Consider the following 24,709-nt stretch of genomic DNA (forward strand, 5'->3'; position numbering starts at 1 on the left):
CCGGAATCAGGCCGGATACACCAGACCCTTGCCGGTGCCCAGCGGCAGATCGAGCGTGGTGCGGATGCCGGGTGCGGCGGCCACCACATCGGGGATGGCGTTCACGATCCGGCCGGCGGCGGCCAGGATGGCGGCGTAGTTGTGATCACCGCGGCTGCTGGTCGGACAGATGTCGACCACATAGGACGGTTCGCCGCTGATCTCGACGCGGTAGGACCCGCCCGGTTGCGCGGGCTGAGCCCAGTCCGGGCGCAGGTCCTCGCGCACCCGGGTGATGTGTTCGACGACGATCACCGGTTTCCCGCCGACCATGCCGTTGATCTCGAACCGCATCGCGGCCACGGTGCCCTTGGCGATGACGCCGGTGGCGACGGGGATGTCCTCCGGTGCGGGCTCCAGTTCGTAATTCTCGGTGATCTCGTCGACCTCGACGCCCAGACCGGCCGCCAGCATCCGGATCGCCGTGCCCCAGGCCGCGCTCAGGATCCCCGGCAGGAACAGCATGCCGGGCTGATCGATGGGATTGCCGAAGCCCATCACGATCGACATCACCTCGGCGCCGTCGTAGGTGGCGTAGTCGGCGATTTCCATGGTCTTGATCTGGTCGATGCGCTGGCAGGTGCTGGCGATCGCGAACGGGACCAGGTCGGTGGCGAACCCGGGATCGACACCGGTGATGTACACACTCGAATTACCTTGTCGTGCCGCATCTTCCACGCGTGCAATGGCCTTCTCCGGCATTGCGCCCCACGGGAACTGCAGACCGCCCGGAGCGGAGCCGACCACGTTGATACCGGCCGCGAGCGCTGCCATCACATCGCGGGTCGCCTCGACGGGGCGGGTGTCGCCCATCGCGCAGTACACGAGGCAGTCCGGCTTCGCGGCCAGCGCGTCCTCGATGCCCAGCGTCGCGGTCACCCCGGTGACGGTGTCCAGTCCGGCGAGCTCACCGGCGTCGCGGCCGACCTTGGCCTCGGTCGAGGTGCCCACCGCGACGAGCTCGAACCGGGGGTCACCGATGAGCTGAATCAAGGACAGCCGGCCGCAGTTTCCGGTGCCGACGAGTGCCACGCGAATGGCCATACAGGTCTCCTCACGGTGTTTGGTCTGGTCGCAGTATGCGGGGGCCGGACACAAATTGGAACAGGTTCTAGTTTATTTCGGGGTTGAGGTAGCCTGACGCCTCATGGGACGCGTGGACGGAAAAGTGGTACTCATCAGCGGCGGCGCACAGGGAATGGGTGCCGCCCACGCCAAGATGCTCATCGACGAAGGCGCCAAGGTGGTCGTCGGCGACATCCTCGACGAGAAGGGTACGGCGCTGGCCGCCGAACTCGGCGACTCCGTCCGGTATGTCCACCTCGACGTCACCGACGCCGACCAGTGGGCCGCAGCGGTCAACACCGCCGTCGAGACCTACGGCAGCCTCACCACCCTGGTGAACAACGCGGGCATCGTCGCGCTCGGCAAGATCGGCCAATTCGATATGGCCAAGTGGCAGAAGGTCATCGACGTCAACCTGACCGGGACCTTCCTGGGCATGCAGGCCGTCGTCGAACAGATGAAGGCCGCCGGCGGCGGCTCGATCATCAATGTGTCCTCGATCGAGGGCCTGCGCGGCGCACCCATGGTGCACCCGTACGTGGCGTCCAAATGGGCGGTGCGCGGGTTGGCCAAGTCCGCCGCGATCGAGCTCGGCAAGTTCAACATCCGGATCAACTCGCTGCACCCGGGCTTCATCCGCACCCCGATGACCAAACACTTCCCCGACGACATGGTCACCTCGCCGCTGGGCCGGCCGGGCCGCTCCGAAGAGGTCTCGACCTTCGTGGTGTTCCTGGCCAGCGATGAGTCGTCGTTCTCGACCGGCGCGGAGTTCGTGGTCGACGGTGGTCTGATCACCGACGTCCCGCACAAGGACCTGTTCTGATATGGGGAGCTGATTGTCAACAAGGCAGGGTGAAGCGGCGGCCGCGACCGTCGCCGTGGCCGCCGCTTCGTTGACCAGATGAGTGTCTCGGTGCTGTCGAGCGTGTCGTGTCGACGCGTTGTCAGTCTGGTATGCGCGGGTTGGTTACCGCAGGATCGGGACTTCGAGTCGGAGTTGGCCGCCATCTAGAGTCGAGCGTGATCATGTTGCCGTGCAACGTGATTGCTCATAGAACGGACGCGGATCACTCCAAGACGCTTGCCGTCACCACTGAGGTCGTCATCTGGAAAATTGTGGGCCGGCTACTCGTCGAGGACCGCCAGCGACCAGCACCAGCCGGCCAGTTCCCTGGCCACCGCGATGTTGGCGACCACGGATCGCTTCCGGCGTTGATCAAAGCCGGTCCAGCGGTAGTGCAGGCGTCGGTTGGCGGCCTGTCCGCGAGCCCGTGCCGCCGGGGAGGCCAGGTCCCATCGTCGTCGCAACACCTGCCCCGGCCGATACGGGCTGCGGTGGTGCCATGCCGCTTCGACCAACAGGCGCCGTACGTGTTTGTTGCCGGTCTTGGTCACCTCGCCCTGGACCCGACTGCCACCGGAGGAGAATTCGGACGGGACCAGCCCCAGGTAGGCGCCGATCGTTCGTCCGGTTAGTCGGCGCCAGTCGCCGATCTCGGTGGCCAACCCGAACGCGGTCAACGTGGCGATCCCGCGGATGCACCCCAGCCGTCGGACTACCGGAGTGAACTCGCTGTCGGCGGCCATCGCGTCGATCGCGGCCTCCAGGCGTTCCCGCCGGTCGATGCAGGCGCTCATGGCGTCGAATGCGGCGTCGTAGGTCAACTGCAGTGCCCTGTTTTCGAAGCGCTGCTTGCGCAGCCACAGTTCGTGACGATTGGTCCAGGCCGCGCCGTCGTAGTACACGATGCCCTGCCGCAAAAGCAGTTTCGATAGTCGGTGCCGAGCGGCCATCAGATCGCCGCGGCAGTCCTCGCGGGCCCTCACCAGATCACGAGCCGCTTCCTGATCGGCAGTGGGAACCGCAACCGCGGTGATCTGGCCCAGATGCAACAAACGAGCCAGATGCGCCGCGTCGCGAGCGTCGGTTTTGACCCGATCGCCAGCGGGACGGATCAGTTTCGAGGGCGCGGCGACCTGGCACTCTATCCCCGCCACCGCCAGAGCCCGGGCCAGGCAAAATCCGGTGGGACCGGCCTCATAAGTCACCGACACCGGACCGGGCAACCCGTTGATCCAGCTCAGAATGTCGTGATGATCCGGCGTCAGCCGCCGCTCAACGACTTCACCTGTTTCTCGGTCCAAACCGCACGCGACAACCGAACGTGCATGCACATCCAACCCAACGCTCGTACGCTGACTCACCACTGGGGCCTCCTACATCTGTGGCTCTACCGGCCAGGACCCAATTCCTGTCGGCAACCCACGTTCACATGCAGTGAGGCCCCAGCCTCCTCATACGATCTAGGGGCGGTGGTCTGGTTCCTGGGTGACGACCGGTCGCCGGACAGGGCGACCCGGCAGGGCAGGATGGGGGTCAACCCATCACAGGAGGACACCGTGCCCGATTCGACGACGAGGCCAGACGCAACCGAACGGCAGGCCCTTGCCGAGATCACCGCGGAGCGCGGGTGGACCCGGCGCGTCGCCGACCGGGTCGACATCTACCTGCGCGGAGCGGCGCGTATCCGGGTGATCTGGCAGGGCGACGAGGCCATCAGCGGGGGATCCCGCTACCACGACGACGGCATGGAGCAATACACCCGCGACCTGGCGACGGTGAAGGGCTGGCTGACGCACTGACGGCGTCGCTGCCTAGGCTCATACCATGACTGTGCGCGCGGCGATCGTGGTGACCGGAACCGAGGTGCTGACCGGGCGCATCCAGGATCTCAACGGGCCCTGGCTCGCCGACCGGCTGCTGGAGCTGGGTGTGGAACTGGCCTATGTCACCCAGTGTGGTGACCGCGCCGACGATATCGAGGCGCAGCTGCGCTTCCTCGCCGACCAGGGTGTCGACCTCATCATCACCAGCGGCGGCCTCGGCCCGACGGCCGATGATCTGACGGTGGCCACCGTCGCGCGATTCGCCGGCCGCGAACTGTTGCTCGACGGCCCCCTCGAAGTCCGCATCGCCGAGATCCTGCGCACCCTGATGGCCGGGCGCGACGGAGTCGACTTCGAGGCGGTGATGGCCGCCAACCGCAAGCAGGCGATGGTGCCCGCCGGTGCGGAGATCCTGGATCCGGTGGGCACCGCGCCCGGGATTGTCCTGAGCCCAACTGGGGACGGGCCGACCGTGGTGGTGCTGCCCGGCCCGCCACGTGAACTGCAGCCGATGTGGTCGCGTGCGGTCGAGACCCTCGCCGTGCAGCAGGCGATCTCCGGACGCACCGAATACCGCCAGGAGACCGTCCGGATGTTCGGCCTCGCCGAGTCCGGGCTGGCGGATACGTTGCGGGAGGCCGAATCCCGTATCGACGGCTTCTCCGGCCTGGAGATCACCACCTGCCTTCGCCGCGGTGAACTGGAGATCGTCACCCGCTACGAACCGCCCGCCGCCGGTGCCTATGCCGCATTGATCGACCTGCTGCGGGACCGCCATCGAACCGAACTGTTCTCCACCGACGGTGCGCTGGTCGACGATCAGGTGGCCGCGCTGCTGGCCGGGCGCCGCTTCGCCACCGCAGAATCGTGCACGGCGGGCCTGCTGGCCGCCCGCATCGCGGACCGGGCCGGGTCGTCGGCCTATCTGGTCGGCGGGGTGGTGTCCTACTCCAACGAGGCCAAGGTGGAACTCCTCGGCGTGGACGCCGCACTGATCGACGAGCATGGCGCGGTGTCCGAGCCGGTGGCGCGCGCGATGGCCGAGGGTGCGCTGGCCCGCTTCGATGCCGACACCGCGGTCGGAATCACCGGAATCGCCGGGCCGGGCGGTGGGTCGGCGGAAAAGCCGGTCGGCACGGTGTGTTTCGGGGTGGCGCTGAGCGGCAGGCCGACGCTGGTGCGTACGTTGCGACTGCCCGGTGACCGCAGCGACGTGCGTGAGCGCTCGACGACGGTCGCCATGCACATGTTGCGCAACGAACTGTTGTCGCTGCCCCCGGACTAGCCCGCGAACTCGGAGATGATCTGGGAGGCAAGGATTTCCAGAGTTTGATCGGAGGCGCGGTCGTGGGTGAACAAGACGACCTGGCCGAATCCCAGATCCCGCCAATGGCGCAGTCGCTCGACGATCATGGGTGCGGTGCCGATCAGCCCGCCCTCGGTCAGTCCGAACCCTGGTCCACCGAAGCGCTTCTCGGCGAACTCGCGGACCTTCGGCAGGGACTGCTCGTCGGGCGCCAGGGCCATCACCGCCTCCACCGACATCACGATGGTGGACGGATCGCGTCCGATTCCGGAGCAGATGGAGCGCAGCACGGCCAGTTTGTGCTCCAACTCGCCGAGTGCGTAAGTGGGCACGTTCCACACGTCGGCGTAGCGCGCCACCAGTGGCAGCGTGTACTTTTCACCCACGCCGCCGACCACGATGGGCGGCCGCGGCTGCTGGAACGCGCCGGGACGGATGGGCATATCGCGGATGGCGTAGTGCTCGCCGGTGAAGTCGACGGTGCCGCTGCCGAACGCCTGGGTCAGGATCTCCAGCGATTCGGCCAGTCGCGCCGAACGGGTGGCGAACGAGCCCCAGTCCAGGCCGGTGCGCCGGTGCTCGTCCTCGATGGAGCCGCTGCCGATCCCGAGTTGCAGGCGGCCTGCTGATATCTGGTCGAGCGTGGTGGCCATCTTCGCCAGCACCACCGGATGGCGGAACTGGTTGCACAGCACCATATGTCCGACCCGCAGCCGCTCGGTCCGGGCCAGCAGTGCAGTGGCCAGTGTCCAGGCCTCCAGGGAGTCGATCTCGGGCATGCCCGGGCCGTACAGATGGTCGTACAGCCACAGCGACCCGATGCCGAGTTCCTCGCAGCGCTGCGCACGATGCAGCACGTCGGCAAAGGAGAAACCCATCTGCGGGACGTAGACACCGATATCGAGCTCACCCATCGGCGGATATCAGTTCAGTACGGGCGCAAGCCGACGCCACTGCTGCATCGGCAGCGCTGTCGGATCCGCGTCGAGCACCTGGACGCACACATGGTCGGCGCCGGCGGCCTTGTGCTCGTTGACCCGCGCCAGGATCGCTTCCTCGTTGCCCCACACCACGATTGCGTCGACCAGCCGGTCGCTGACCGAAGCCACGTCGTCTTCGGTGAACCCGGAGCGCAGCAGGTTGTTCGCATAATTCGGCATGGCCAGGTAGCCACGCACCCACTCGCGTCCGATCTCGCGGGCGGCGTCGGCGTCGTCGCTGAGCACGGCGGTCTGCTCGGGCAGCAGCAGGGGTCCGTCGCCGAGGCGCTCCCTGGCGGTGGCGGTGTGCTCGGGGGTGACCAGGTAGGGGTGTGCGCCGCGTGAGCGGTCGGCGGCAAGGCGAAGCATCTTCGGCCCGAGCGCGGCGAGCACCCGGTCCTCGGCCGCGACGGGCTGCTCGGCGTTGTCCAGTCCGTCCAGGAAGGCCGCGGTGGCGGCCAGCGGCTTGCGGTAGGTGCCCGGGGACTTCGAATCGATCAGTGGCGCGTGGCTGACGCCGATACCCAGCAGGAACCGACGGCCGTGCGCCGCGGAGAGCCGTGCGTGTGCGGCCGCCACCTCGGCGGGCTCGTGCATCCAGAGGTTGAGGATGCCGGTGGCGATGGTGACGGTCTTCGTGGCGGTCAGCAGGTTCTCGACCGAGTCGAGCACAGGTCCGCCGACGTCGGGAATCCACAGCGCGGTGTAGCCGAGCTCTTCGAGTTCGGCCGCTGCCTCGGCGGCGTGGCCGGCATCGCCGTACCGCAGATGTGAGCTCCAAATTCCGGTTCCCGAAAGTTCCACGTGCCGAACTCCTTTCAGCGGGAGCCGCGGCCGTCGCGATCCCAGATGTCAAGCATCGTACGGAGGATCTCTTCGGCGCAGCCGAGCCCCCCGAGGTGGCTCTCGCCGGGCAGCACCGTCATCTCGGCCTCCGGCAGTCGTGACACCACGTGCGCGCCGTGCGCGAACGGGACGATGTGGTCCTTGTCGCCGTGCCACCAGTGCACCGGGACCTTGACCTCATCGAGGCGGAATCCCCAGTCGCGGACGAAGTCGACGATGTCGTAGAACGGTGCCGCCAGCTGTTTGCGGCCGCCGTTGAGCAGGTCATCGAGGAACATCGCCTTGAACTCGGGGCGTGCCAGCAGTCGGCGGTCTCCCTCCGGGGAGATCCGCGCGTACATCTCCAACGCCGGTGAGCCGACCGGCGCGATGAACTTGATCAACGTGGCAGCGGCCAATCTGATGGGGGCACCCGCCAGCTCGAGTACCGGGGCGACCGTCGAGCCGAGGTTCATCAGGCCGCTCGCGATCCCATCCGGCCCGACATAGGGGGCCACGCCGCCGAGCACACCGGCGGCGACCACCCGGTCGGGCATGGCGGCCGCGGCCGCCAGCGTGTACGGCCCACCACCAGAGAGGCCGATCACGGCGAAGTTGTCGATGCCGAGGGTGTCCGCGATGACGCGCAGGTCCTCGGCGAAGGCCAGCACGTTGGGATACTGGTGCGCCGTGGAGGACCCGATGCCCGGCCGGTCCACTCCGATAAGCCGGACCTTCTCCAATCCGGCGTAGGCACGTGCCTCGGCGGGTATCTGCCGGCGCGCGCCGGGGGTGCCGTGCAACCAGAAGACCGCCCGGCCCCGGGGATCGCCGAACTCGGCGAAACCGAGTTGGCGGTCAGCGCTGACGGCGACATTGCCCTCGAGCTTGGGGCGCGCGATGGGAGGAACCATCAGCCGAGTGTGTCATGGATTACAGGTCGGCAATATCGTGCCCTTCGCCACGCGCGGCACGTCCTCATGGAATGGTCGGGTGCACGCTGGCTTCGTGGTCAGCCCTGCGATCGAGGAGGACACCATGGACGATCCGATCGACCGAGGCGCCGTCGCGCTGGCGTTCTCCACCCATCGTTTCGAGGAGTCCCTGCCGCATCTGGCCAGAGACGTCCAGTGGACGATCGTGGGCTACATGGTGCTCGAAGGTGCCGACGCCGTCATCCGCACCTGCCGCGAAACGCGCGAGAGCCTGGCCGACACCGAGACCAGCATGCAGCGCTGTGTGGTCGCCGCCCAAGGCGATGTGGTGGCGGTGGACACCGTGGCCCGCTACAGCGGGCCCAACGGCGTGACGGCGGTGGCCGGCTGCGACATCATCGAGTTCACCGGAACCCAGATCAGCGCCATCACCTCGTATGCGGTGCAGGTCGACCCCGATTGTTCGGGTGCGCCGCCGCGATAGGTCGCTGATCCGGGGCCGGGTGCGATCAGCGCCGCGCCGCCACTCCGTTGCGCTCGGCCAACGAGCGCAACTGTTTCAGCGCGAATTGCCGGCTACGCCCGGCCGGCGGCAGCACGATACCGGCCCACAGACCCTCCGCCCCCGGAGTCGCACAGGCCTCTTTGGCGCATTGCCAGCGGCGCGGGCACGCTCGGCACAAGGCCTTTGCCCCTTCATCCGCCGTCGTCGTCCATCGGTCGGGATTCTGTGTGCACGGTGCCGTCCACACTCCGTCTTCGATCGATATCGGATACACGTCCCCCCACCATCCCTTCCGTCTCGATTCATCGAGCTACTGGACCATACGTTTGTATCGTACTTACGATACAGACGTATCGGCCAGCCGTGGTGGAGTGAGATTGACTACGGTGGCAATTGTGAAGTCTGAGGCCGGCGGGACGGGCGTTGAGGTACCGCGCAGCGTCGAGAAAATCCGTACCGCGGCGTTGCAGAGTTTCGCGGTGCACGGCACCGCCGCGACGACGCTGCGCGGGGTCGCCGCGGCGGCCGGGGTGTCACTCGGGCTCGTGCAACATCATTTCTCCACCAAGGCCGGATTGATCGAGGCCGTCGACCAATACGTGGTCGACGTGGTGATCGCCCCGATGGCACAGCCCATCTCCGAGCTCGCCGCCGACTCGGTCTCGGAGGTCGGCAACCGGGTGAACAAGATCTTCGCCGAGCACCCCGATGTGGCGGCCTATGTGGGCCGTGCCCTGGTCGACGGGAGCCAGTTGGGCACCACGATCTTCGACAGCCTCTACCAGATCGGCATGGTGCGCTGGCAGGAGCGCGCCGAGCGTGGGGAGACCCGCCCGGATATCGACCTGCCCTGGGCGGTCATCAACGCGCTGATCCTGCCGCTCGGCGCAGTCAGCATGCGCGGCCATATCGAAAGGCACCTGCCGGGGTCGTTCACCGCTCCGGAGCAACTGCACCGTTGGCGGGACGCGGTGAACGAATTGTTGCGCCAGGGTCTGTTCCGCGGGCCATAGCGCATATCAATCCTTTTGGCCGGCAACCCTTTTGCGGTAGGCCGATGGCGTCTCGCCGCAGAACTGGGCGAAGCTGCGGGTGAACGAGCTCAGGTTGTCGAAACCCACCGCCGACGAGGTCGCCTGTACCGACTAGCCGGGTGCGGCCAGCAATGCCATCGCGCGCAGCATCCGGGCGTGCAGCAGATAGGTCCGCCAGGACAGCCCGAGGGTGTCGGAGAACAACCTGCGCAACGTCCGTTCCGAGACCGCCACCGCGCGACTGACATCCTCGGCGGTCACCGATGCGAGGTGCTCCTTGGTGTAGGCCAGCGCCGCCGCGACGATCGGATGATCCGACGTCGGCAGGCTCAGCGGTGCCTCGTGGTCGAGTGCCTCGGTGACCAGGTGGGCCATGGTGCGGAAGAAGTCGTCGGATATCTGATCGCTGTGGTCCCGGTCGATCGGCCAGCGCAGGGCGTAGATCATCATCTCGCGGATGAGCGGCGACACCGCGATGATCCGGGCCCGGTCACCGGTGTCGGTGATCATCTGCGCGTCGAACATCACCGCGACGGTCTTGACGTCCGGGTTCATCACCGCCTGGTGTTCCAGCCCGGCCGGGATCCAGGCGGCCTGCTGGGGTGGCAGCAGATAGTGGCCCGCATCGGTCTCCACCTCGACGACACCCTGCAGCGCGTATTCGATCTGATGAACCTCGTGGGAGTGCCAACCGGTGATCAACCCGTCGCCCTCGTAGAGATAGCTGCCGGCGACCGCGTGCCCGCCACGGCGCAATTCGATGACCGGCCGGCCGGGTTCATCCACATTGGCCGAAAAGGTCAAACCTCTGTCCGATAGCGCAGAGACGGTCACGGAATCCGAGGGTACTAGTTAAGTATGCAGACCGACGACCTGATTCTTGTGAGCATCGACGACCACGTCGTCGAGCCTCCCGACATGTTCCTGAACCACGTACCGGCCAAGTACAAATCAGAGGCCCCGATCGTCGTGACCGACGACAAGGGCGTCGACCAGTGGATGTATCAGGGCCGCCCGCAGGGCGTCAGCGGCCTCAACGCCGTGGTGTCCTGGCCCGCCGAGGAATGGGGCCGTGATCCCGCCGGGTTCGCCGAGATGCGCCCCGGCGTCTACGACGTGCACGAACGGGTCCGGGACATGAGCCGCAACGGCATCTTGGCCTCGATGTGCTTTCCGACCTTCACCGGATTCTCCGCGCGCCATCTCAACATGCACCGCGAGGACGTCACGCTGGTGATGGTGTCGGCCTACAACGACTGGCACATCGACGAGTGGGCCGGCTCCTACCCGGACCGCTTCATCCCGATCGCCGTGTTGCCGACCTGGAACCCGGAGGCGATGATCAAGGAGATCAAGCGGGTCGCCGCCAAGGGGTGTCGCGCGGTCACGATGCCGGAACTGCCGCACCTGGAAGGACTTCCGAGCTACCACGACGAGGACTACTGGGGCCCGGTCTTCCAGGCGCTCTCCGACGAACAGGTCGTGATGTGCCTGCACATCGGCACCGGTTTCGGAGCGATCAGCATGGCGCCCAATGCGCCCATCGACAACCTGATCATCCTGGCCACCCAGGTATCGGCGATGTGTGCCCAGGACCTGTTGTGGGGACCGGCGATGCGCAACTACCCCGACCTCAAGTTCGCATTCTCCGAGGGCGGTATCGGCTGGATCCCGTTTTATCTGGACCGCAGCGACCGGCACTATACGAACCAGAAATGGCTGCGCCGCGACTTCGGTGACAAGATGCCCAGCGACGTCTTCCGCGAGCACTCGCTGGCCTGCTACGTCACCGACAAGACCTCACTGAAGCTGCGCCATGAGATCGGCATCGACATCATCGCGTGGGAATGCGACTATCCGCACTCGGACTGCTTCTGGCCCGATGCTCCCGAGCAGGTGCTCGCGGAGTTGAATGCTGCGGGCGCCGACGACGCCGACATCAACAAGATCACCTGGGAGAACTCCAGCAGGTTCTTCGGCTGGGATCCGTTCAAGCTCACGCCCAAGGAGAAGGCGACCGTCGGCGCGTTGCGGGCTACCGCCACCGATGTCGACACCTCCATCCGGCCGCGTGCGGAGTGGGCACGGCTCTACGACGAAAAGCGGTTCGCTCAGGTCTGATCGAGGTCACCGGATCCGATGCCGGCACACGCGGCGCTTGATCTAGGCTTGGCAGCATGACCGATCTGGATCGTGCCGCCGCCCGCCGTGAAATCGCCGAAGCCCTGCTGAAGGCACTCGACCGCCGGCACGAGGTGCTCGACATCATCGTCGACGCCACCGATCGGGACGCGGCCGTGACGGCCATCGCCGACCTGCTCGGCACCACCCACCTGGGCAGTGAGGCGGTTTTCGGGCTGTCGTTCCAGCAGCTGACCAAGGACGCCCGCCGGGGCATCGCGGCCGAGCTGGACGATCTCAACAGCCAGCTCACGTTCACTCTCAACGAGCGCCCGGCATCGTCGGCGGAAACGCTGGTGCTGCGCGCCTTCTCGGGCGAGACCGACCGCGACATCTTCGCCGCCCGGGTGGACGAGTTGCACACCGCAGGCGACGGCAAGGGCGGTCCCGCAGGCAGCCTCGATGACGAGATCACTTCTGCGCTGGGTCGTTTGGACGCTGAAGAAGCGGCCTGGTTCGTGGCTTTGGAGGGCGAAGAGAAGGTCGGTCTGGTCCTCGGCGAGCTCGTCGACCACGAGGTCGAGGTGCGTATCTGGATTCGTCCCGATCTGCGCAAGAAGGGCTACGGCACGGCGGCGCTGCGCAAGTGCCGCTCCGAGATGGCGATCTACTTCCCGGCGGTGCCTGTCGTGGTGCGTGCTCCAGGAGCCGTCGCTCGCTGACGGATCACGCTCGGCAGTAGTGCTTTTCGGGCGCTGATCACCAGTCGGCGCGGCCCGCGCCCTCCGGCGTGGGTGCCGCCGCGCCGGGTTCACCTTCGGGCGCGGTGGCCGACCATGCGGTGCCTTCGCACACCAGGTCGGTCGGCAGTGAGATCTCACTCGGAAGTGTCACCGGCAAGCCGGGCACGGTCGGCAGGGCCAGCGGGGGCGGCGGTGTCGCGGCCAGCACGGACGGGGCCGATGCCAGCATCGGGAGAACATTGCCCGCCGCCTCTGCGACGCTTGCCGCGGCGGGTGCCCCGATCCCCACCGGTGGCGCGACCGCGGCCTCGACCGGCGCGGCGGCGGCAATGGGTGCCGCGGCGTCCACCAGTGCCACATCCGCCGGTGGTGGCGGCGCGTCGACCGGCGCGGGAGCCACGATCTCGGCAGGCGGAGCAACGGCCTCGACCGGTGCGGGCGGTGCCGCCGCTACGGGTGCCGGTGGCGGTGTTGCCTCGATCGGGGGTGGCGGCGGTGCTGCCGCGATCGGCGGTGGCGGGGGAGTCGCGGCGAGTGGCGCCCCGGCCTCCACCGGACTGACTGCGGCTGCCTCGATCAGCGGCGCGGCCACCGGCGCGGCCGGTGCGGCCATCGGGATGCCCGCCGGGACGGGCACCGGGGCCGGCGGAACGCCGACGGGCAGCGGCGGGGTCACGACCGGTACGGCCGGGGCCGCGATCGGCGCAGGAACCGGGAGCGCGGCGGGCACCGGAGCCGCCACCGGGGCTACGGGCGGTCCGGCCATCGCGCGCTCGAGCACCGACATCGCCGCGGGGGTGGCCTCGCTCGCGGCGGGAACCGCCGGAACCGCCGGAACCGCCGGAACCGCGATCTCCGCGGGCGGAGCGGGGACCGCAGGGGCCTCGATCAGGGGTGCCGCGATCTCCATGGGTGCCGGAGGTGGAGGTGGTGCGAAGGCTTCGTTCAGCGCCGCCGTGCCACCCTCCAAGGACTGCGGGATGATCTCCGGAGCGGCGGCGAGGTCGGAGACCATGTCCAGACACGGCACTCCAGGGCTGGGCTCAGCAAAGACCGCCGGGCTCAATGCGAGCACACCGCAGTACAGACCTGCCGTCGCAAACGATGTCAGCACGATCCGATTTGTGGTGCGTGGCATAGATTTCCCGGTCTCCCTGCGACTGACGACGAGGGGAACCTATCGCGATCTCGAAATTGCGCAAACCGCTAATTTTGGCCGACACCGATCCGATGCGAAGCGGTGGCCGTCCTGTGACTGCCACGGGGCACGCCGTCGCGTCGCCGTTCAAAAGCGGAGCGCGCGAGCCCATTTCTGCAATCCCGCGGCTGGTCAGAGTCCGGCGGCCTGTTCCAGCGCGGCCAGCGAATCCTCCAGGTGGGTCAGCAACCTCTGTAGATGCGGCACGCTGCGGCGGCACCCGACCAGTCCGAAGTCCAGGTTGTCGGCGTTGTTGGTGAGGGTGATGTTCAGTGCCTGCCCGTCCAGGGCGATGGACATCGGGTAATTGCCGTCCAGCCTGGCGCCATTCCAGTACATCGGTTCCCGCGCTCCGGGAACATTGGAGATGACGATGTTGAACGGCGGCGGTGCCGAGGACACGAATCCGGGCACCAGGCTGAGTCCGAGCCCGGCGACCAGGAAGCCCGACAGCGCCAGCGCCTGGGTGCGCGGTAGCTCGCTGAAAACCTGCTTGTTGTCCCGCATCGATGCGCTGATGGCTGCCAGGCGTTTCATCGGGTCCACGACGTCGGTGGCCAGATTGCACAGGATCGTGCCGACCATGTTGCCGCCGGCGTCTTGCTCGTGTTCGCCGCGCAGGCTGACCGGAACCATTGCCACCAAGGGTGTTTCGGGCAGTGCGTGCTGCTCGTCGAGGTAGGCGCGCAGCGCTCCCGCGCACATCGCAAGCACCACATCGTTGACGGTCGATCCCGGAGCGGCCTCCTTCACAGCGCGAAGCCGGGCCAGCTTCCAAGACTGTGCCGCGCACCTTCGGGCACCGCCGATGGGCACGTTGAACATGGTCTTGGGCGCCCTGAAGGGGAGGGTGAGTTGCTGTTCGAAGAGCGCCGAGCGGGCGAGGGAGATGGTCGAGGGGGCGATGCCGGCCACCGCTCCTGCGGCACCGGTGAGCGTGCCCACCAAGGAGGAGCCCGGACTGGCGGACTTCACCGCCCGCTTCTTGGCCCGCAGCGTCCAGGGCACCCGGACTTCGCGGTCGGCCGGATCGGAGGCCAGCGTGCGAATCATCAGCCGCTGGGCGGACACCCCATCGATGAGGGAATGGTGGATCTTGGTGTAGATGGCGAAGCGTCCGTCGCTGAGGCCCTCGACGAAATAGGCCTCCCACAGTGGTCGGTGCCTGTCGAGCAGTGTGCCGTGGATCCGTGAGGTCAGCTCCAGCAGCTCGCGGACCCGCCCGGGGCGCGGCAACCCGGAGCGGCGCAGGTGGTAGTCGACATCCACCTCGCTGTCCAAAGTCCAAGCGACATTGGATATTCCACCAAAAAGGCTGGCCGGGTGTTTGCGGAACGTCGGCTGAAAGTCATCACACTTGGTGATCGTCCGGTACAGGTCACCGACGAAATCGGGTCCGGCGTCGGCCGGGGGTTCGAACAGTTGCAGCCCGCCGACGTGCATCGGGTGTTCCCGTGACTCTCCGACGAGGAACAGTGCATCGGTCGGTGAGATCAGCTTCATGCCGCCACGCTACCGATACCGTCGGCGGGTGGTAGGCGATTGCTCAGGCGGGCCGGGTGGCGACGGGCACCCGGACCACCGGGGCCGGTACGACCGGGACCTGCACCGCAGGTGCGGGGGCGACGGGGGCCGGCACCGCGGGTGCGGGCGCAACGGGTGCGGCCGGCGGCGGAGCGGGCGGGGTGACACCGAGCACGCGCAGCAGGTCCGGCTTCATCGCCTGCAGCTGGGAACCCCAGTAGCCCCAGCTGTGGGTGCCGTCCTTGGGGAAGTTGAACACCCCGTTGCGGCCGCCGGCAGCCAGATACCGTTGCTGGAAGGTCTTATTGGTGTTCAGCGTGATGTTCTCCAGGAACTGGGAACTGAACATGCCACCGAAATCGCCCGCGTTGTCGAGTTCGGACGGTGTGCCGTCGCCGCAGTACACCCAGACCGCGGTGCGGTTGGCGGCCAGCATGGCGACGTTGACCATCGGGTCGTTGCGGCGCCAGGCCGGATCGCTGGTCTGTCCCCACATATCGGTGGCGTTGTAGCCGCCGGCATCCCGCATCGCCAGCCCGATCAGTGTCGGCCACAGGCCCAGTGACGGGTTGACGAAACCGGACAGCGAGGCGGCGAAGATGAACTGGGCGGGGTGCCAGATGGCCAGCGTCAGCGCGGAACCGCCCGACATTGACAGGCCGACAACGGCATTGCCCACTGGACTGACTCCACGGTTGGCGGCCAGCCAGGCCGGCAGCTCCTGCGTCAGGAAGGTTTCCCACTTGTAGGTGATAGGGCCGGCGCTGCCCACCGCGGGCTGGTACCAGTCGGAGTAGAAGCTCGACTGGCCGCCGACTGGCATCACCATCGACAACCCGGAATCGTGGTACCACTCGAAGGCGGCGGTATTGATGTCCCACCCGCTGAAATCGTCCTGCGCGCGCAGTCCGTCGAGCAGATAGACGGCGTGCGGCCCGCCGCCCTGGAACTCGACGCGGATGTTGCGTCCCATCGCCGCGGATGGAATGTCCAGTTGTTCGATGGGCAGACCGGGGCGGGAGAACGCGGCGGCGGGCGGCGCGCTGGCCAGCGACCCGAGCACCATCGTCGCGAGAGCGGTGGACATGCCCCGGCGCAGCCACCGACGCATCGTTTTCGAAGGCGTCATACCCGGCAAGTTAACAAAACCACGAGGGCCACCGGTGGTCCGACGCGGGCTGTGATCGCGTTGTGATGTAACGGTTTTGACTCAGGCCGGTACGACGATGACGAGATCGTTGCCGGTGCGCTCGACCCGCATACCCGCCTTTCGTGCGACGGCGGCGACCTTGGCGGCGTCGTCGGGTTCGGACCGGCTGCTGACCAGCGCGCGGGCCAGCTTGCCCTTGTGTGCCTTGTTGAAATGGCTGACGACCGTGCGGTGTCCGTCGGCATGTTCGGCCAGCACGTTGACCCGGACCGCGCGGTCGAGCCGGCCGAGTGCGGCATAGGATCCCGAACGCAGATCGACCACCAACTCGTCGGCGGCGATCTCGGCCAGCGCCGGCTCGAGCACGGGTTTCCAGCGGGCCGCCAGCGTCGGCCGGCCGGGCAGTTTGGCGGATGCCGACAATCGGTACGCCGGTACCGGATCGTCGGCACGGAGCAGCCCGAACAGCGCCGATCCCACGGCGAGCCGGGCCCGCGCGCGGGCCGCGCTCGCCCCGCGCAGCGATCCGATGTCGAGGGCGTCATAGAGCACGCCGGTGTAGCGGTCGATCGCCGGCAGCGTCGGTGTGGTCATCAGCGTGGCATTGCGCTCGATCTCGGCGTCCTGTTTCGCGGTCAGGCCGAGAGCCCGGCGGCTGGCGGGTACGTCGGCGGCCAATGCGGCGACCTCTCCGGTGAGTTCGGTACGTACGCCGGTCAGTGCGGGGAAGCTGAGTTGGTCGAGTCGCAGCGGTGGGCCCTCGCCCCCGGATCGCTTGGTTTCCGACGGTGGCAGCAGCACGATCACGCTGAGAGGTTAGCCGAGCCTGGAGCGCCGGCCGACCGCACAGTCCGAGCAAGCGCTTGGTTTGACGCAACGAAGAAAATGTCGATGGATTAGCTGAATTACGCGCATTTGCGCGCGGGCACGAAAACCTTGGGTAATCGCTCAGCCAAGGCATTGACAATGCTGCATTCGGTATTCGACGATCGGCGTGTTCGATCAGGTGAGGATCGGTGCGGGGGCCGATCGAGGTTTGTTGCAACTGCGGTGCAGAAGGATCGCAGGAGTATTGCAGAACGATGTAAAGGATCCGGTTGTGGAGTCGACGCACAGAATGTCTGCGATCATGGGCACCGGACGACGCGCGGTTGCTCTGCGCGGTGTATTAGCTGCCGCCGTTATTCACTCGGCCAAGCGCGTTGACTCCGCACATTCCGTGTCCACGATTCGATCGCACGACGACCGCTTGCCGCGGTCGCCGCAGATGACAGGGGAGCTCCCGTGACAGCTCAGGACATTGTCGGCGCCGAGCCCGGCGGCACCGACGACCATGGAATCGCGGTGGATGTGCGGGTACGTGTGCATGCCGGGTCCGATGACGAGGAACTCGGTCTCGTCGTCGATGACTTCGGGGACAGTGCAGGCTATTCCGTGGACATCGGTGACAACCACATCGCCGATCCCGCCCGCCGTTGGGCGGTTCTGCTCGACACGGGCTCGTTGACCTTCCTCAACAGCGACGCGCTGACCCCGGAGTAACCCGGTCAGGCCTTGTCGGGCAGCCGGTCCAGCAGGTCGTCGAGGAAGCCGCCGGCTTCCCGGCCCGCCCGTGCGGTGTCCTGCGCGGCGATCGCCTCGATCAGCCCCCGGTGTCGGGCGAACTCGGCGACGGGCTGTACCTCTTGGGTGGTGATCACGCTCGCCGACACCACCTCGGTGAGACCGCGATAGAGCTCGGTGAGCACGGGGTTGTGCGAGCTCTTGACCACCGCGAAGTGCAGTTCGGCATCCGCTCGGGCGAATTCGTCGCCGCCTTGTTCACGCAACGCTTCGCTGCGATCCAGGAGCTTCCAGAGCTCATCGAGATCCTCGGACGTCCGAGCCGTCGCGGCCAGCCGGGCACCTTCGACCTCCAGGCAGCGACGGACCTGCAGGACGTCTCGAAATTCGGTGCCGCACAACCTGTGAAGCGCTCCGGAGACCTCACTGGTGGCCCGGACATAGGTGCCGTCGCCCTGGCGGACTTCCAGGATGCCGCTGTGCGCGAGTGCTCGGACGGCTTCGCGCACGGTGTTGCGGCCGACACCCAGCGTCTCGGCGAGTGCGGGTTCGGTCGGGATCCTGGTGTCGACCGGCCACTCGCCGGTGCTGACCGACGAGCGCAGCTGTTCGATGACCTGGTCGACCAGGCCCGTGCGGCGCGTGGTGGCCAAAGGCACAGAAACCCCTTTCATCCAATCATGGGATGTATGGCAGGGTAGTTCAGGTGAATGGAAGTCGCCACACGAGCGCGCTCGACGACCTTGAGCCCGACCTCGACGGATCGGTGGAGCTGCGGCCCTCCGAAGTGGCGGCCGGTGGTGCCCTCCTGGTCGTGGCGGTCGTCCTCACCGCTCTGAATCTGCGGCCCGCGATCACCAGCGTGGGCCCGTTGCTCGGGGATATGCGTGACGATCTGGGCACCTCGGCGCTGTGGGCCGGGCTGCTGACGACCCTGCCGGGTTTGTGCTTCGCCGCGGCCGGCCTCACGGCGCCGTGGCTGGCTCGTCGCTTCGGCATCGGTTCGGCGATCGCGGCCGCGCTGCTGGTCCTCACCACCGGGCTGCTGCTGCGGGTGATCGACGGTCCGCATGTCGTCATCGGCGGCACCCTGGTCGCGACCGCGGGTATCGCGTTGATCAACGTGCTGATTCCGGTGGTGATCAAGGGCTCCTTCCCCGCCCGGATCGGCTTGATGACGGGTATCTACACCGCCGCGCTGCAGGGCGGCGGGGCGGCAGGTTCGGCCGTCACGCCGGCGCTCGACGAGAAGCTCGGCGGCTGGAGATTTGCGCTGGGCGCCTGGGCCGTCCTGGCGGCCGCGGCGCTGATCGTGTGGTTGATCGCGATGCAGCGCCGACGGGCCGCGGCCGGGCCCGCCCCACGGATGGTGACGGTGGTTCCGCACGGGCGCTCGCTGCTGCGCAGCCGGCTGGCCTGGATCATCACCGGGTTCTTCGGCTGCCAGTCATTGCTGGCCTACGTGGTGATGGGCTGGCTGCCGCAGGTGTTCATCGACAACGGCATGAGCAAGGGCGATGCCGGTCTGCTCCTCGGTCTCAACGCCGTGATCGCGGTGCCGATCAGCATCGTGGTCGCCCCGATGGCCTCGCGGCGACCGAGTCAGAGCGGCTGGATTGTCGGCCTGGGCCTGCTGGGCATCAGCGGTGTGGCGGGCCTGGCGATCGCGCCCGCCGCGGCGCCCCTGCTGTGGACGGTGTTGTTGGGGCTGGGGATGAGTGTGTTCTCGCTGGCGCTTGCGGTCATCGCGTTGCGGGCCCGGACCGCCGAGGACACCGCGCGGCTGTCCGGCATGGTCCAGGGTCTGGGATATCTGCTGGCCGGCGCCGGACCGTTCGCGTTCGGTCTGCTGCATGAACTCAGCGGCGGCTGGACGGTGCCCTGGGTGATGTTGATGGTGGTCTACGTCATCCAGATCATCCTGGGGGCCCTCGCGGGCCGGCCCAGGTACGTCTAGAAAGTCGCTACAGCGGGAACGTCGCCGGGGGAGCCGGGGGCCGGGGATCCAGCGGAGCCGGTGGCGGAGGCACATCCAGCGGTACCGGCGCCATCGCGTCGGCGGGCGGGGGTGGCAGCTGGCCCGGGGCCGGGGGAGCGAAGCCGGGTGGCGGAGGCGGAATCATGCCGTCTGGCGCGGGCTGTGCGGGCGGATCCATCGGCAGGTACATGTGCTTGGTGAACTGCGGCTGGTAGGCGCCGCCGCCACCGATCTTGACGCCGCCACCCTCGCCGGAGGAGACGGGCGTGCCGTCGGGCAGGGTGACGGCCGTGTGGCCGCTGTTCCAGCCGATGACGAGTGCCCCGGGTGCAGTGCCGTACCGGAAACCGCGGGCCAGCAGTGCGCTTTCCTGGTTTCCGGTGTTGAACCGGTCACCGAACACCGGTCGGTTGGTCGCGGCGTTGCTGACCCATGATGCCAGGCCCGAGCAATCGGTCCCCGCGGGGGAATCCCCGCCCGACACGTACGGCGTCCCTGACACCTGGCTCACAAGCGCCAGAAGTGAAGCTACAGCAAACATGCGGACGGACGTTAACAGAGCGGTTTGTAGGCGGGCAAAATTCTGTGACCCCCTTCACATCTCGTCAAACTCCCAGTACAACTCACAAAAGGGCGCATGAACGGCTTTGTACGAGGGCGCAATTCAAGGGTGTCTCTGCATCGATCTTGAGTTCTCGCAAATTTCTTGGGGGCCCGGCGTTGTCGCTCGTAGCGCGCGAAACCTGTTGAGCTGCTTCACCATCCAAAGCTGCTGGGATGCAACGTATTTCGGACCGCTGGTCCAGGTGCCCAAAATGGCTGCCCCGAACGCCGGGAGCAGCCATCTGGTGTGGTTCGCGCAGCGGTCTACCAGGTCCAGACGGACATGTCGTCGGGTGGGTAGTTCATGCAGACTGCGGTGGATGCGGCGACGACGCCCTTGTTGTTGAAGAAGATCTTGGCCCAGTTGGGCCAGTTCCAGGCCAGCTGTTCGTAGAAGGCGTTGGTGGCGGTGTCTTCGGAGTACTGGCGACGGCCGGCGTAGTCCATGGCGAAGAACCAGTGGATGCGGTCCTGCACGGCGCGGTGCACCTCGGGGGACTTGTTGTTGTAGTCGATCATGTAGCGCTCGTAGTACACCGGGTTGGTGTCGCGGGTGGCGGCCAGGATCTGTTCGGCGGTGCACGGGGTGTGCAGGATCTTGCGCGGGATCGGGTAGTCCTCGGTCGCGTCGGCGGACGCGGTGGGGGCGAGGGTCAGGGCGGCGGCCGCGGCCAGGGCGGCCAGGCTGAGCTTCTTGAGTGGCGTTTTCTTGAGTGGCATTGGTCTTCCCTACTGTTGGGTGAGCAGGACGCGCTTGTCCGGGCAGTAGTAGTTCATTGCCGCGCAGACGAATTGGTAGGCCTGCTCGGAGCTGGAGCCGCGCAGCAGTTGGTCGGAGACGAACGTGGCCGAGTCCGCCGCGGTGACGTCGACGGCCGCGCTCGATTTCATGACCGACCCCGCTCTGGTTCGGGCGCACCGGCGGCGACCGGCTGCTGGGGCCACGGCTGCGGCACCGGGCGCCGGCGCATCCGCTGCGGCCACCAGAACCACTTGCCCAGCAGCGCCGCGATGGCCGGTGTCATGAACGCCCGGATCACCAGTGTGTCGAACAGCAGACCCAGCCCGATCGTCGTGCCGACCTGTCCGATCACCGTCAGCTCGCTGACCGCCATGGACATCATGGTGAACGCGAACACCAGACCCGCCGAAGTCACCACCGAACCGGTGCCGCCCATGGCCCGGATGATGCCGGTGTTCACGCCCGCGTGGATCTCTTCCTTCAAGCGCGCGACCAGCAGCAGGTTGTAGTCCGCGCCGACGGCCAACAGCACGATCACCGCCATCGCCAACACCATCCAGTGCAAGGGGATCCCGATGATGTGCTGCCAGATCAACACGGACAGCCCGAAAGCCGACCCCAGCGAGACCGTCACCGTGCCGACGATGACCGCGGCCGCCACGACGCTGCGGGTGATGATCAGCATGATGATGAAAATCAGTCCGATGGAGGCGATTCCGGCGATGATCAGATCCCACTTGGATCCTTCGGCCATGTCTTTGAACACCGAGGCGGTGCCGGCCAGGTAGACCTTGGAGCCCTCCAGCGGAGTGCCCTTGATGGCCTCCTTCGCTGCCTGCTTGATCGCCTCGATGTGGGCGATCCCCTCCGGGCTCATCGGGTCGTTCTCATGACTGATGATGAAGCGCACCGCGTGTCCGTTGGGGGACAGGAAGTTCTTCATCCCGCGCTTGAAGTCTTCGTTCTCGAAGGTCTCCGGCGGCAGGTAGAAGGAGTCGTCGTTCTGGGCGGCGTCGAAGGCCTCACCCATGGCCGACGAGTTGTCCTGCATCGCCGACACCTGATCCTGGATGCCCTTCTGGGTCTGATACATGGTCAGCATGTAGGTCTTCATATTCTTCATCGTCGCGATCATCGACGGCATCAGCGCGACCATCTGCGGCATCAGCGCGTTGAGCCGCTCCATGTCCGGAATGAGGTCTTCGATGCCGTCGGTCATCACGTCGATGCCGTCGAGGGTGTCGAAGATCGAGCGCAGCGCCCAGCAGCCGGGAATGTTGAAGCAGTGCGGTTCCCAGTAGAAGTAGTTGCGGATCGGGCGGAAGAAATCGTCGAAATTGGAGATGTTGTCCCGCAATTCGGCGATGTCGAGCGTCATCGCCTTCATCTTGCCGACCATGGAGTTCGTCACCGCGGCCATCTGCACGGTGATCGAACTCATCTTCTCCATGTTCTCGATGGTCGACTGCATGTCGTCGGCCTGCCTGAGCATGTCGGCCATCATGTCCTGCTGGTACTTCTCGTTCATTTTCTGCGTGGTGCCCTGCATGCTGATCTGGAACGGGATCGAGGTGTGCTCGATCGGCGTTCCCTGCGGGCGGGTGATGGCCTGCACGCGGCCTACCCCGGGCACCCGGAAGACGGACTTGGCGATCTTGTCGATCACCAGGAAGTCCGCAGAGTTACGCAGGTCGTGATCGCTCTCGATCAGCAGTAGTTCCGGGTTCATCCGGGCCTGCGAGAAATGCCGGTCCGCCGCGGCGTAGCCGACCTGCGCGGGAAGATCGGCGGGCAGGTACTGGCGGTCGTTGTAATTGGTCTGATAGCCGGGCAGCGCCAGCAGGCCGACCATCGACAGGGCGATCGTTCCCACCAGCACCGGTCCGGGCCAGCGCACGATGACCGCGCCGATCTTGCGCCAGCCGCGGGTGCGCATGGCGCGCTTGGGCTCCAGGATCGTGCCGAATCGGGTGGCGACCGAGATGACGGCGGGTCCCAGCGTCAGGGCCGCCAGCACCGCCACCACCATGCCGATGGACAACGGGATGCCCAGCGACATGAAATACGGGAGCTTCGTGAAATGCAGGCAGAACGTCGCACCCGCGATCGTCAGGCCCGAGCCGAGCACGACGTGCGCGGTGCCGTGGAACATGGTGTAGTACGCGGATTCCCGGTCCTCACCGGCCGCACGCGCCTCCTGGTATCTGCCTATCAGGAAGATGGCGTAGTCGGTGGATGCGGCGATCGCCAGGGTCACCAGCAGGTTCACCGCGAACATGGAGAGTCCGATGATCTCGTGGTAGCCCAGGAAGGCCACCACGCCGCGGGTGATGCCGAGTTCGACGACGACCATCGCCAGCACCAGCACCGTGGTGACCACCGACCGGTAGATGATCAGCAGCATGGCGATGATGACTGTGAAGGTCAGCAGCTCGATGACTTGCACGCTGCGGTCGCTGGCGATGTGTTGATCGGCGGCCAACGCCGACGGGCCCGTGACGTATGCCTTGACGCCGGGTGGTGGGGCGAGGCTCTCGACAATCTCCTGGGCGGCCTCCACCGACTCGTTGGCCAGCGCCTCACCCTGGTTGCCGGCGAGATACACCTGGACGTAGGCGGCCTTGCCGTCGGAGCTCTGCGCGCCCGAGGCCGTCAGCGGATCGCCCCAGAAATCCTGGATGTGCTCGACGTGCTCGGCGTCGGCTTCCAGCTTGTCGATCATCTCGTCGTAGAACGCGTGCGCCGCCTCGCCGAGTGGCTCGTCGCCTTCGAGCACGATCATGATCGAGCTGTCGGAACTGAATTCCTCGAAGACCGAGCCGACGCGTTTCATCGCGATCATCGACGGTGCGCTGTCCGGGCTCATCGACACCGCGCGCATCTGCCCGACCGTTTCCAGCTGCGGGACGATGGTGTTGAGCACGATCAGCAGCCCGATCCAGGCCAGGATGATCGGGACGGCCAGGGTGCGGATGGTGCGCGGGATGGCGCTCCGACGCTGCGGCTCGGCGGCCGGGAAGGCGTCGGTGCGGGGCTCGTTGCTGAAGGTCATGCCGATTTCACCAGGCAGTAGGTGTGGGCGCCCACGCCGTCGACGGTGCGCTCATCCTTCACCTCGTCATCGACGGTGATCCGGCACGACAGCGTGCTGCCATCGCCCTGCCCGGAAATGGTCGGGAACACCGAGGGCGCGGTGGTGCTCAGCGTGATCTCCCACGGCAACGTCACATTGTCGGCGCGCACCGGGCGCGCATCGAGATCCATGTAGTTCACATTGGCCGTCGCCCCGGGCTCGCCCCACACCTCGTACTTGACGACCTTCGGGTCGAACGGCTCGGTGTCATCGGAGGCGCTGTTCTCGGTCGAGATATAGCCGGGGCCGGTGCCGAAGAACGTGCGCACCCGCATCACGGTGAACGTCGCCACCAGGACCACCGCCACGATGACCAGGGGGATCCACGCGCGTTTCAGAATCGTCGTCATCGTGAATCGAGTTCCCCGCTGCCTTTTCTCACCTCGTCGCGACCTCGGGAGTCGTTCAACACCGGTGCAGGCCGGCGACTTTGAAAACTCTCACCTTCGCCACAGGTTAGCTAAGGTAAGCGAGAGCTTAGCTCATATAACAGAGTTGCGCCCCCTCGATATTGTGCAGTCGCACAGCGCGCCGACCGGTGCCCGTTTTCATGCCCTCTATCAGCGGCGATGTCATAGTGCACCACGCCCTCCGG

General features: G+C 66.8%; 25 protein-coding genes and 1 pseudogene. 9 read left to right on the top strand and 17 right to left on the bottom strand.

Going from position 1 to position 24,709, the window contains the following annotated elements; translation table 11 throughout:
- Positions 1–6 precede the first annotated feature (6 nt).
- Positions 7–1,083, bottom strand: coding sequence for an NAD(P)H-dependent amine dehydrogenase family protein (locus tag EXE63_RS28730; protein WP_168144763.1), 1,077 nt, complete (start codon positions 1,081–1,083; stop codon positions 7–9).
- Between the two features lie 103 nt (positions 1,084–1,186).
- Between EXE63_RS28730 and EXE63_RS28735 the strand changes: the two genes are divergently transcribed.
- Entirely contained in the window at positions 1,187–1,930 is a 744-nt protein-coding gene (locus EXE63_RS28735; RefSeq protein ID WP_168144764.1) for a glucose 1-dehydrogenase, read from the top strand.
- A gap of 302 nt (positions 1,931–2,232) precedes the next feature.
- On the opposite strand, the gene EXE63_RS28740 is transcribed toward EXE63_RS28735, so the two are convergent.
- Complete coding sequence (locus EXE63_RS28740) at positions 2,233–3,315, bottom strand: IS110 family RNA-guided transposase (RefSeq protein ID WP_210000086.1); 1,083 nt, start codon at positions 3,313–3,315, stop codon at positions 2,233–2,235.
- A gap of 105 nt (positions 3,316–3,420) precedes the next feature.
- Here EXE63_RS28740 and EXE63_RS28745 point away from each other — a divergent pair, with 105 nt between their 5' ends.
- Positions 3,421–3,750, top strand: a complete 330-nt coding sequence (locus EXE63_RS28745; protein ID WP_366515301.1) for a hypothetical protein — start codon at positions 3,421–3,423, stop codon at positions 3,748–3,750.
- A gap of 25 nt (positions 3,751–3,775) precedes the next feature.
- Positions 3,776–5,059, top strand: a complete 1,284-nt coding sequence (locus EXE63_RS28750; protein ID WP_168144766.1) for a competence/damage-inducible protein A — start codon at positions 3,776–3,778, stop codon at positions 5,057–5,059.
- On the opposite strand, the gene EXE63_RS28755 is transcribed toward EXE63_RS28750, so the two are convergent.
- Genes EXE63_RS28755 through EXE63_RS28765 form a run of 3 tightly spaced genes read right to left on the bottom strand, consistent with a single transcriptional unit; the run spans position 5,056 to position 7,799 of the window.
- Positions 5,056–5,994 carry an LLM class flavin-dependent oxidoreductase gene (locus EXE63_RS28755; protein ID WP_168144767.1) on the bottom strand — a complete coding sequence of 313 codons (939 nt, stop codon included), beginning with the start codon at positions 5,992–5,994 and terminating at the stop codon, positions 5,056–5,058. The genes EXE63_RS28750 and EXE63_RS28755 overlap by 4 nt on opposite strands.
- A gap of 9 nt (positions 5,995–6,003) precedes the next feature.
- Positions 6,004–6,864 (bottom strand): LLM class F420-dependent oxidoreductase, encoded by an 861-nt coding sequence (locus EXE63_RS28760; RefSeq protein WP_168144768.1) that lies wholly within the window; start codon positions 6,862–6,864, stop codon positions 6,004–6,006.
- A 14-nt stretch (positions 6,865–6,878) separates the two neighbouring features.
- Entirely contained in the window at positions 6,879–7,799 is a 921-nt protein-coding gene (locus EXE63_RS28765) for an alpha/beta fold hydrolase (RefSeq protein ID WP_168144769.1), read from the bottom strand.
- Between the two features lie 94 nt (positions 7,800–7,893).
- On the opposite strand from EXE63_RS28765, the gene EXE63_RS28770 reads away from it, so the two are divergent.
- Complete coding sequence (locus tag EXE63_RS28770; RefSeq protein ID WP_308205581.1) at positions 7,894–8,304, top strand: nuclear transport factor 2 family protein; 411 nt, start codon at positions 7,894–7,896, stop codon at positions 8,302–8,304.
- 25 nt (positions 8,305–8,329) lie between these two features.
- Here EXE63_RS28770 and EXE63_RS28775 read toward each other — a convergent pair whose 3' ends face one another.
- Complete coding sequence (locus tag EXE63_RS28775) at positions 8,330–8,599, bottom strand: WhiB family transcriptional regulator (RefSeq protein WP_168144770.1); 270 nt, start codon at positions 8,597–8,599, stop codon at positions 8,330–8,332.
- A gap of 121 nt (positions 8,600–8,720) precedes the next feature.
- Here EXE63_RS28775 and EXE63_RS28780 point away from each other — a divergent pair, with 121 nt between their 5' ends.
- Positions 8,721–9,338, top strand: coding sequence for a TetR/AcrR family transcriptional regulator (locus EXE63_RS28780; RefSeq protein ID WP_168144771.1), 618 nt, complete (start codon positions 8,721–8,723; stop codon positions 9,336–9,338).
- A gap of 6 nt (positions 9,339–9,344) precedes the next feature.
- Here the strand turns inward: EXE63_RS28780 and EXE63_RS28785 are convergent.
- Positions 9,345–10,193 (bottom strand): annotated as a pseudogene (locus tag EXE63_RS28785) (AraC family transcriptional regulator).
- A gap of 24 nt (positions 10,194–10,217) precedes the next feature.
- Here EXE63_RS28785 and EXE63_RS28790 point away from each other — a divergent pair.
- Both EXE63_RS28790 and EXE63_RS28795 read left to right on the top strand, forming a co-directional pair.
- Complete coding sequence (locus EXE63_RS28790) at positions 10,218–11,480, top strand: amidohydrolase family protein (protein ID WP_168144772.1); 1,263 nt, start codon at positions 10,218–10,220, stop codon at positions 11,478–11,480.
- A 56-nt stretch (positions 11,481–11,536) separates the two neighbouring features.
- Entirely contained in the window at positions 11,537–12,202 is a 666-nt protein-coding gene (locus EXE63_RS28795; protein WP_168144773.1) for a GNAT family N-acetyltransferase, read from the top strand.
- Between the two features lie 37 nt (positions 12,203–12,239).
- Here the strand turns inward: EXE63_RS28795 and EXE63_RS28800 are convergent, their stop codons facing one another.
- The 4 genes from EXE63_RS28800 to yaaA form a co-directional block, all read right to left on the bottom strand.
- Complete coding sequence (locus EXE63_RS28800) at positions 12,240–13,337, bottom strand: hypothetical protein (RefSeq protein ID WP_168144774.1); 1,098 nt, start codon at positions 13,335–13,337, stop codon at positions 12,240–12,242.
- A 216-nt stretch (positions 13,338–13,553) separates the two neighbouring features.
- On the bottom strand, positions 13,554–14,924 hold the full coding sequence (locus EXE63_RS28805; protein ID WP_168144775.1) for a WS/DGAT/MGAT family O-acyltransferase: 1,371 nt from the start codon (positions 14,922–14,924) through the stop codon (positions 13,554–13,556).
- 43 nt (positions 14,925–14,967) lie between these two features.
- Positions 14,968–16,074, bottom strand: a complete 1,107-nt coding sequence (locus EXE63_RS28810) for an esterase family protein (protein ID WP_168144776.1) — start codon at positions 16,072–16,074, stop codon at positions 14,968–14,970.
- Between the two features lie 81 nt (positions 16,075–16,155).
- Positions 16,156–16,902, bottom strand: a complete 747-nt coding sequence (yaaA, locus tag EXE63_RS28815) for a peroxide stress protein YaaA (protein ID WP_168144777.1) — start codon at positions 16,900–16,902, stop codon at positions 16,156–16,158.
- Positions 16,903–17,379: 477 nt separating this feature from the next.
- Here yaaA and EXE63_RS28820 point away from each other — a divergent pair, with 477 nt between their 5' ends.
- Complete coding sequence (locus tag EXE63_RS28820; RefSeq protein ID WP_168144778.1) at positions 17,380–17,637, top strand: hypothetical protein; 258 nt, start codon at positions 17,380–17,382, stop codon at positions 17,635–17,637.
- 5 nt (positions 17,638–17,642) lie between these two features.
- On the opposite strand, the gene EXE63_RS28825 is transcribed toward EXE63_RS28820, so the two are convergent.
- Positions 17,643–18,317, bottom strand: coding sequence for a FadR/GntR family transcriptional regulator (locus tag EXE63_RS28825; RefSeq protein WP_168145827.1), 675 nt, complete (start codon positions 18,315–18,317; stop codon positions 17,643–17,645).
- Between the two features lie 47 nt (positions 18,318–18,364).
- Between EXE63_RS28825 and EXE63_RS28830 the strand changes: the two genes are divergently transcribed.
- Positions 18,365–19,615 carry a CynX/NimT family MFS transporter gene (locus EXE63_RS28830; protein WP_436277728.1) on the top strand — a complete coding sequence of 417 codons (1,251 nt, stop codon included), beginning with the start codon at positions 18,365–18,367 and terminating at the stop codon, positions 19,613–19,615.
- A 7-nt stretch (positions 19,616–19,622) separates the two neighbouring features.
- Here the strand turns inward: EXE63_RS28830 and EXE63_RS28835 are convergent, their stop codons facing one another.
- The 5 genes from EXE63_RS28835 to EXE63_RS28855 form a co-directional block, all read right to left on the bottom strand.
- A complete protein-coding gene (locus EXE63_RS28835; RefSeq protein WP_168144780.1) occupies positions 19,623–20,177 on the bottom strand; it encodes a C40 family peptidase in 555 nt (184 codons plus the stop codon).
- 326 nt (positions 20,178–20,503) lie between these two features.
- Positions 20,504–20,959, bottom strand: coding sequence for a DUF5078 domain-containing protein (locus EXE63_RS28840; protein WP_168144781.1), 456 nt, complete (start codon positions 20,957–20,959; stop codon positions 20,504–20,506).
- Positions 20,960–20,968: 9 nt separating this feature from the next.
- Positions 20,969–21,130 (bottom strand): hypothetical protein, encoded by a 162-nt coding sequence (locus EXE63_RS28845; protein ID WP_234904304.1) that lies wholly within the window; start codon positions 21,128–21,130, stop codon positions 20,969–20,971.
- Positions 21,127–24,033: an MMPL/RND family transporter gene (locus tag EXE63_RS28850; protein ID WP_168144782.1), complete on the bottom strand. Its 2,907-nt coding sequence runs from the start codon at positions 24,031–24,033 to the stop codon at positions 21,127–21,129. The genes EXE63_RS28845 and EXE63_RS28850 overlap by 4 nt, the downstream gene beginning before the upstream one ends.
- On the bottom strand, positions 24,030–24,464 hold the full coding sequence (locus EXE63_RS28855) for an MmpS family transport accessory protein (RefSeq protein WP_168144783.1): 435 nt from the start codon (positions 24,462–24,464) through the stop codon (positions 24,030–24,032). The genes EXE63_RS28850 and EXE63_RS28855 overlap by 4 nt, the downstream gene beginning before the upstream one ends.
- Positions 24,465–24,709 lie beyond the last annotated feature (245 nt).

The organism is Mycolicibacterium frederiksbergense (assembly GCF_012223425.1).
Lineage (GTDB): Bacteria > Actinomycetota > Actinomycetes > Mycobacteriales > Mycobacteriaceae > Mycobacterium > Mycobacterium frederiksbergense.

Excerpts from the sequence above, each read along its gene's own strand:
- EXE63_RS28730 (WP_168144763.1), bottom strand. The coding sequence starts at position 1,083 with ATGGCCATTCGCGTGGCACTCGTCGGCACCGGAAACTGCGGCCGGCTG.
- EXE63_RS28735 (WP_168144764.1), top strand. The coding sequence starts at position 1,187 with ATGGGACGCGTGGACGGAAAAGTGGTACTCATCAGCGGCGGCGCACAG.
- EXE63_RS28750 (WP_168144766.1), top strand. The coding sequence starts at position 3,776 with ATGACTGTGCGCGCGGCGATCGTGGTGACCGGAACCGAGGTGCTGACC.
- EXE63_RS28755 (WP_168144767.1), bottom strand. The coding sequence starts at position 5,994 with ATGGGTGAGCTCGATATCGGTGTCTACGTCCCGCAGATGGGTTTCTCC.
- EXE63_RS28765 (WP_168144769.1), bottom strand. The coding sequence starts at position 7,799 with ATGGTTCCTCCCATCGCGCGCCCCAAGCTCGAGGGCAATGTCGCCGTC.
- EXE63_RS28790 (WP_168144772.1), top strand. The coding sequence starts at position 10,218 with ATGCAGACCGACGACCTGATTCTTGTGAGCATCGACGACCACGTCGTC.
- EXE63_RS28795 (WP_168144773.1), top strand. The coding sequence starts at position 11,537 with ATGACCGATCTGGATCGTGCCGCCGCCCGCCGTGAAATCGCCGAAGCC.
- EXE63_RS28805 (WP_168144775.1), bottom strand. The coding sequence starts at position 14,924 with ATGAAGCTGATCTCACCGACCGATGCACTGTTCCTCGTCGGAGAGTCA.
- EXE63_RS28810 (WP_168144776.1), bottom strand. The coding sequence starts at position 16,074 with ATGACGCCTTCGAAAACGATGCGTCGGTGGCTGCGCCGGGGCATGTCC.
- EXE63_RS28835 (WP_168144780.1), bottom strand. The coding sequence starts at position 20,177 with ATGTTTGCTGTAGCTTCACTTCTGGCGCTTGTGAGCCAGGTGTCAGGG.
- EXE63_RS28840 (WP_168144781.1), bottom strand. The coding sequence starts at position 20,959 with ATGCCACTCAAGAAAACGCCACTCAAGAAGCTCAGCCTGGCCGCCCTG.
- EXE63_RS28845 (WP_234904304.1), bottom strand. The coding sequence starts at position 21,130 with ATGAAATCGAGCGCGGCCGTCGACGTCACCGCGGCGGACTCGGCCACG.
- EXE63_RS28850 (WP_168144782.1), bottom strand. The coding sequence starts at position 24,033 with ATGACCTTCAGCAACGAGCCCCGCACCGACGCCTTCCCGGCCGCCGAG.
- EXE63_RS28855 (WP_168144783.1), bottom strand. The coding sequence starts at position 24,464 with ATGACGACGATTCTGAAACGCGCGTGGATCCCCCTGGTCATCGTGGCG.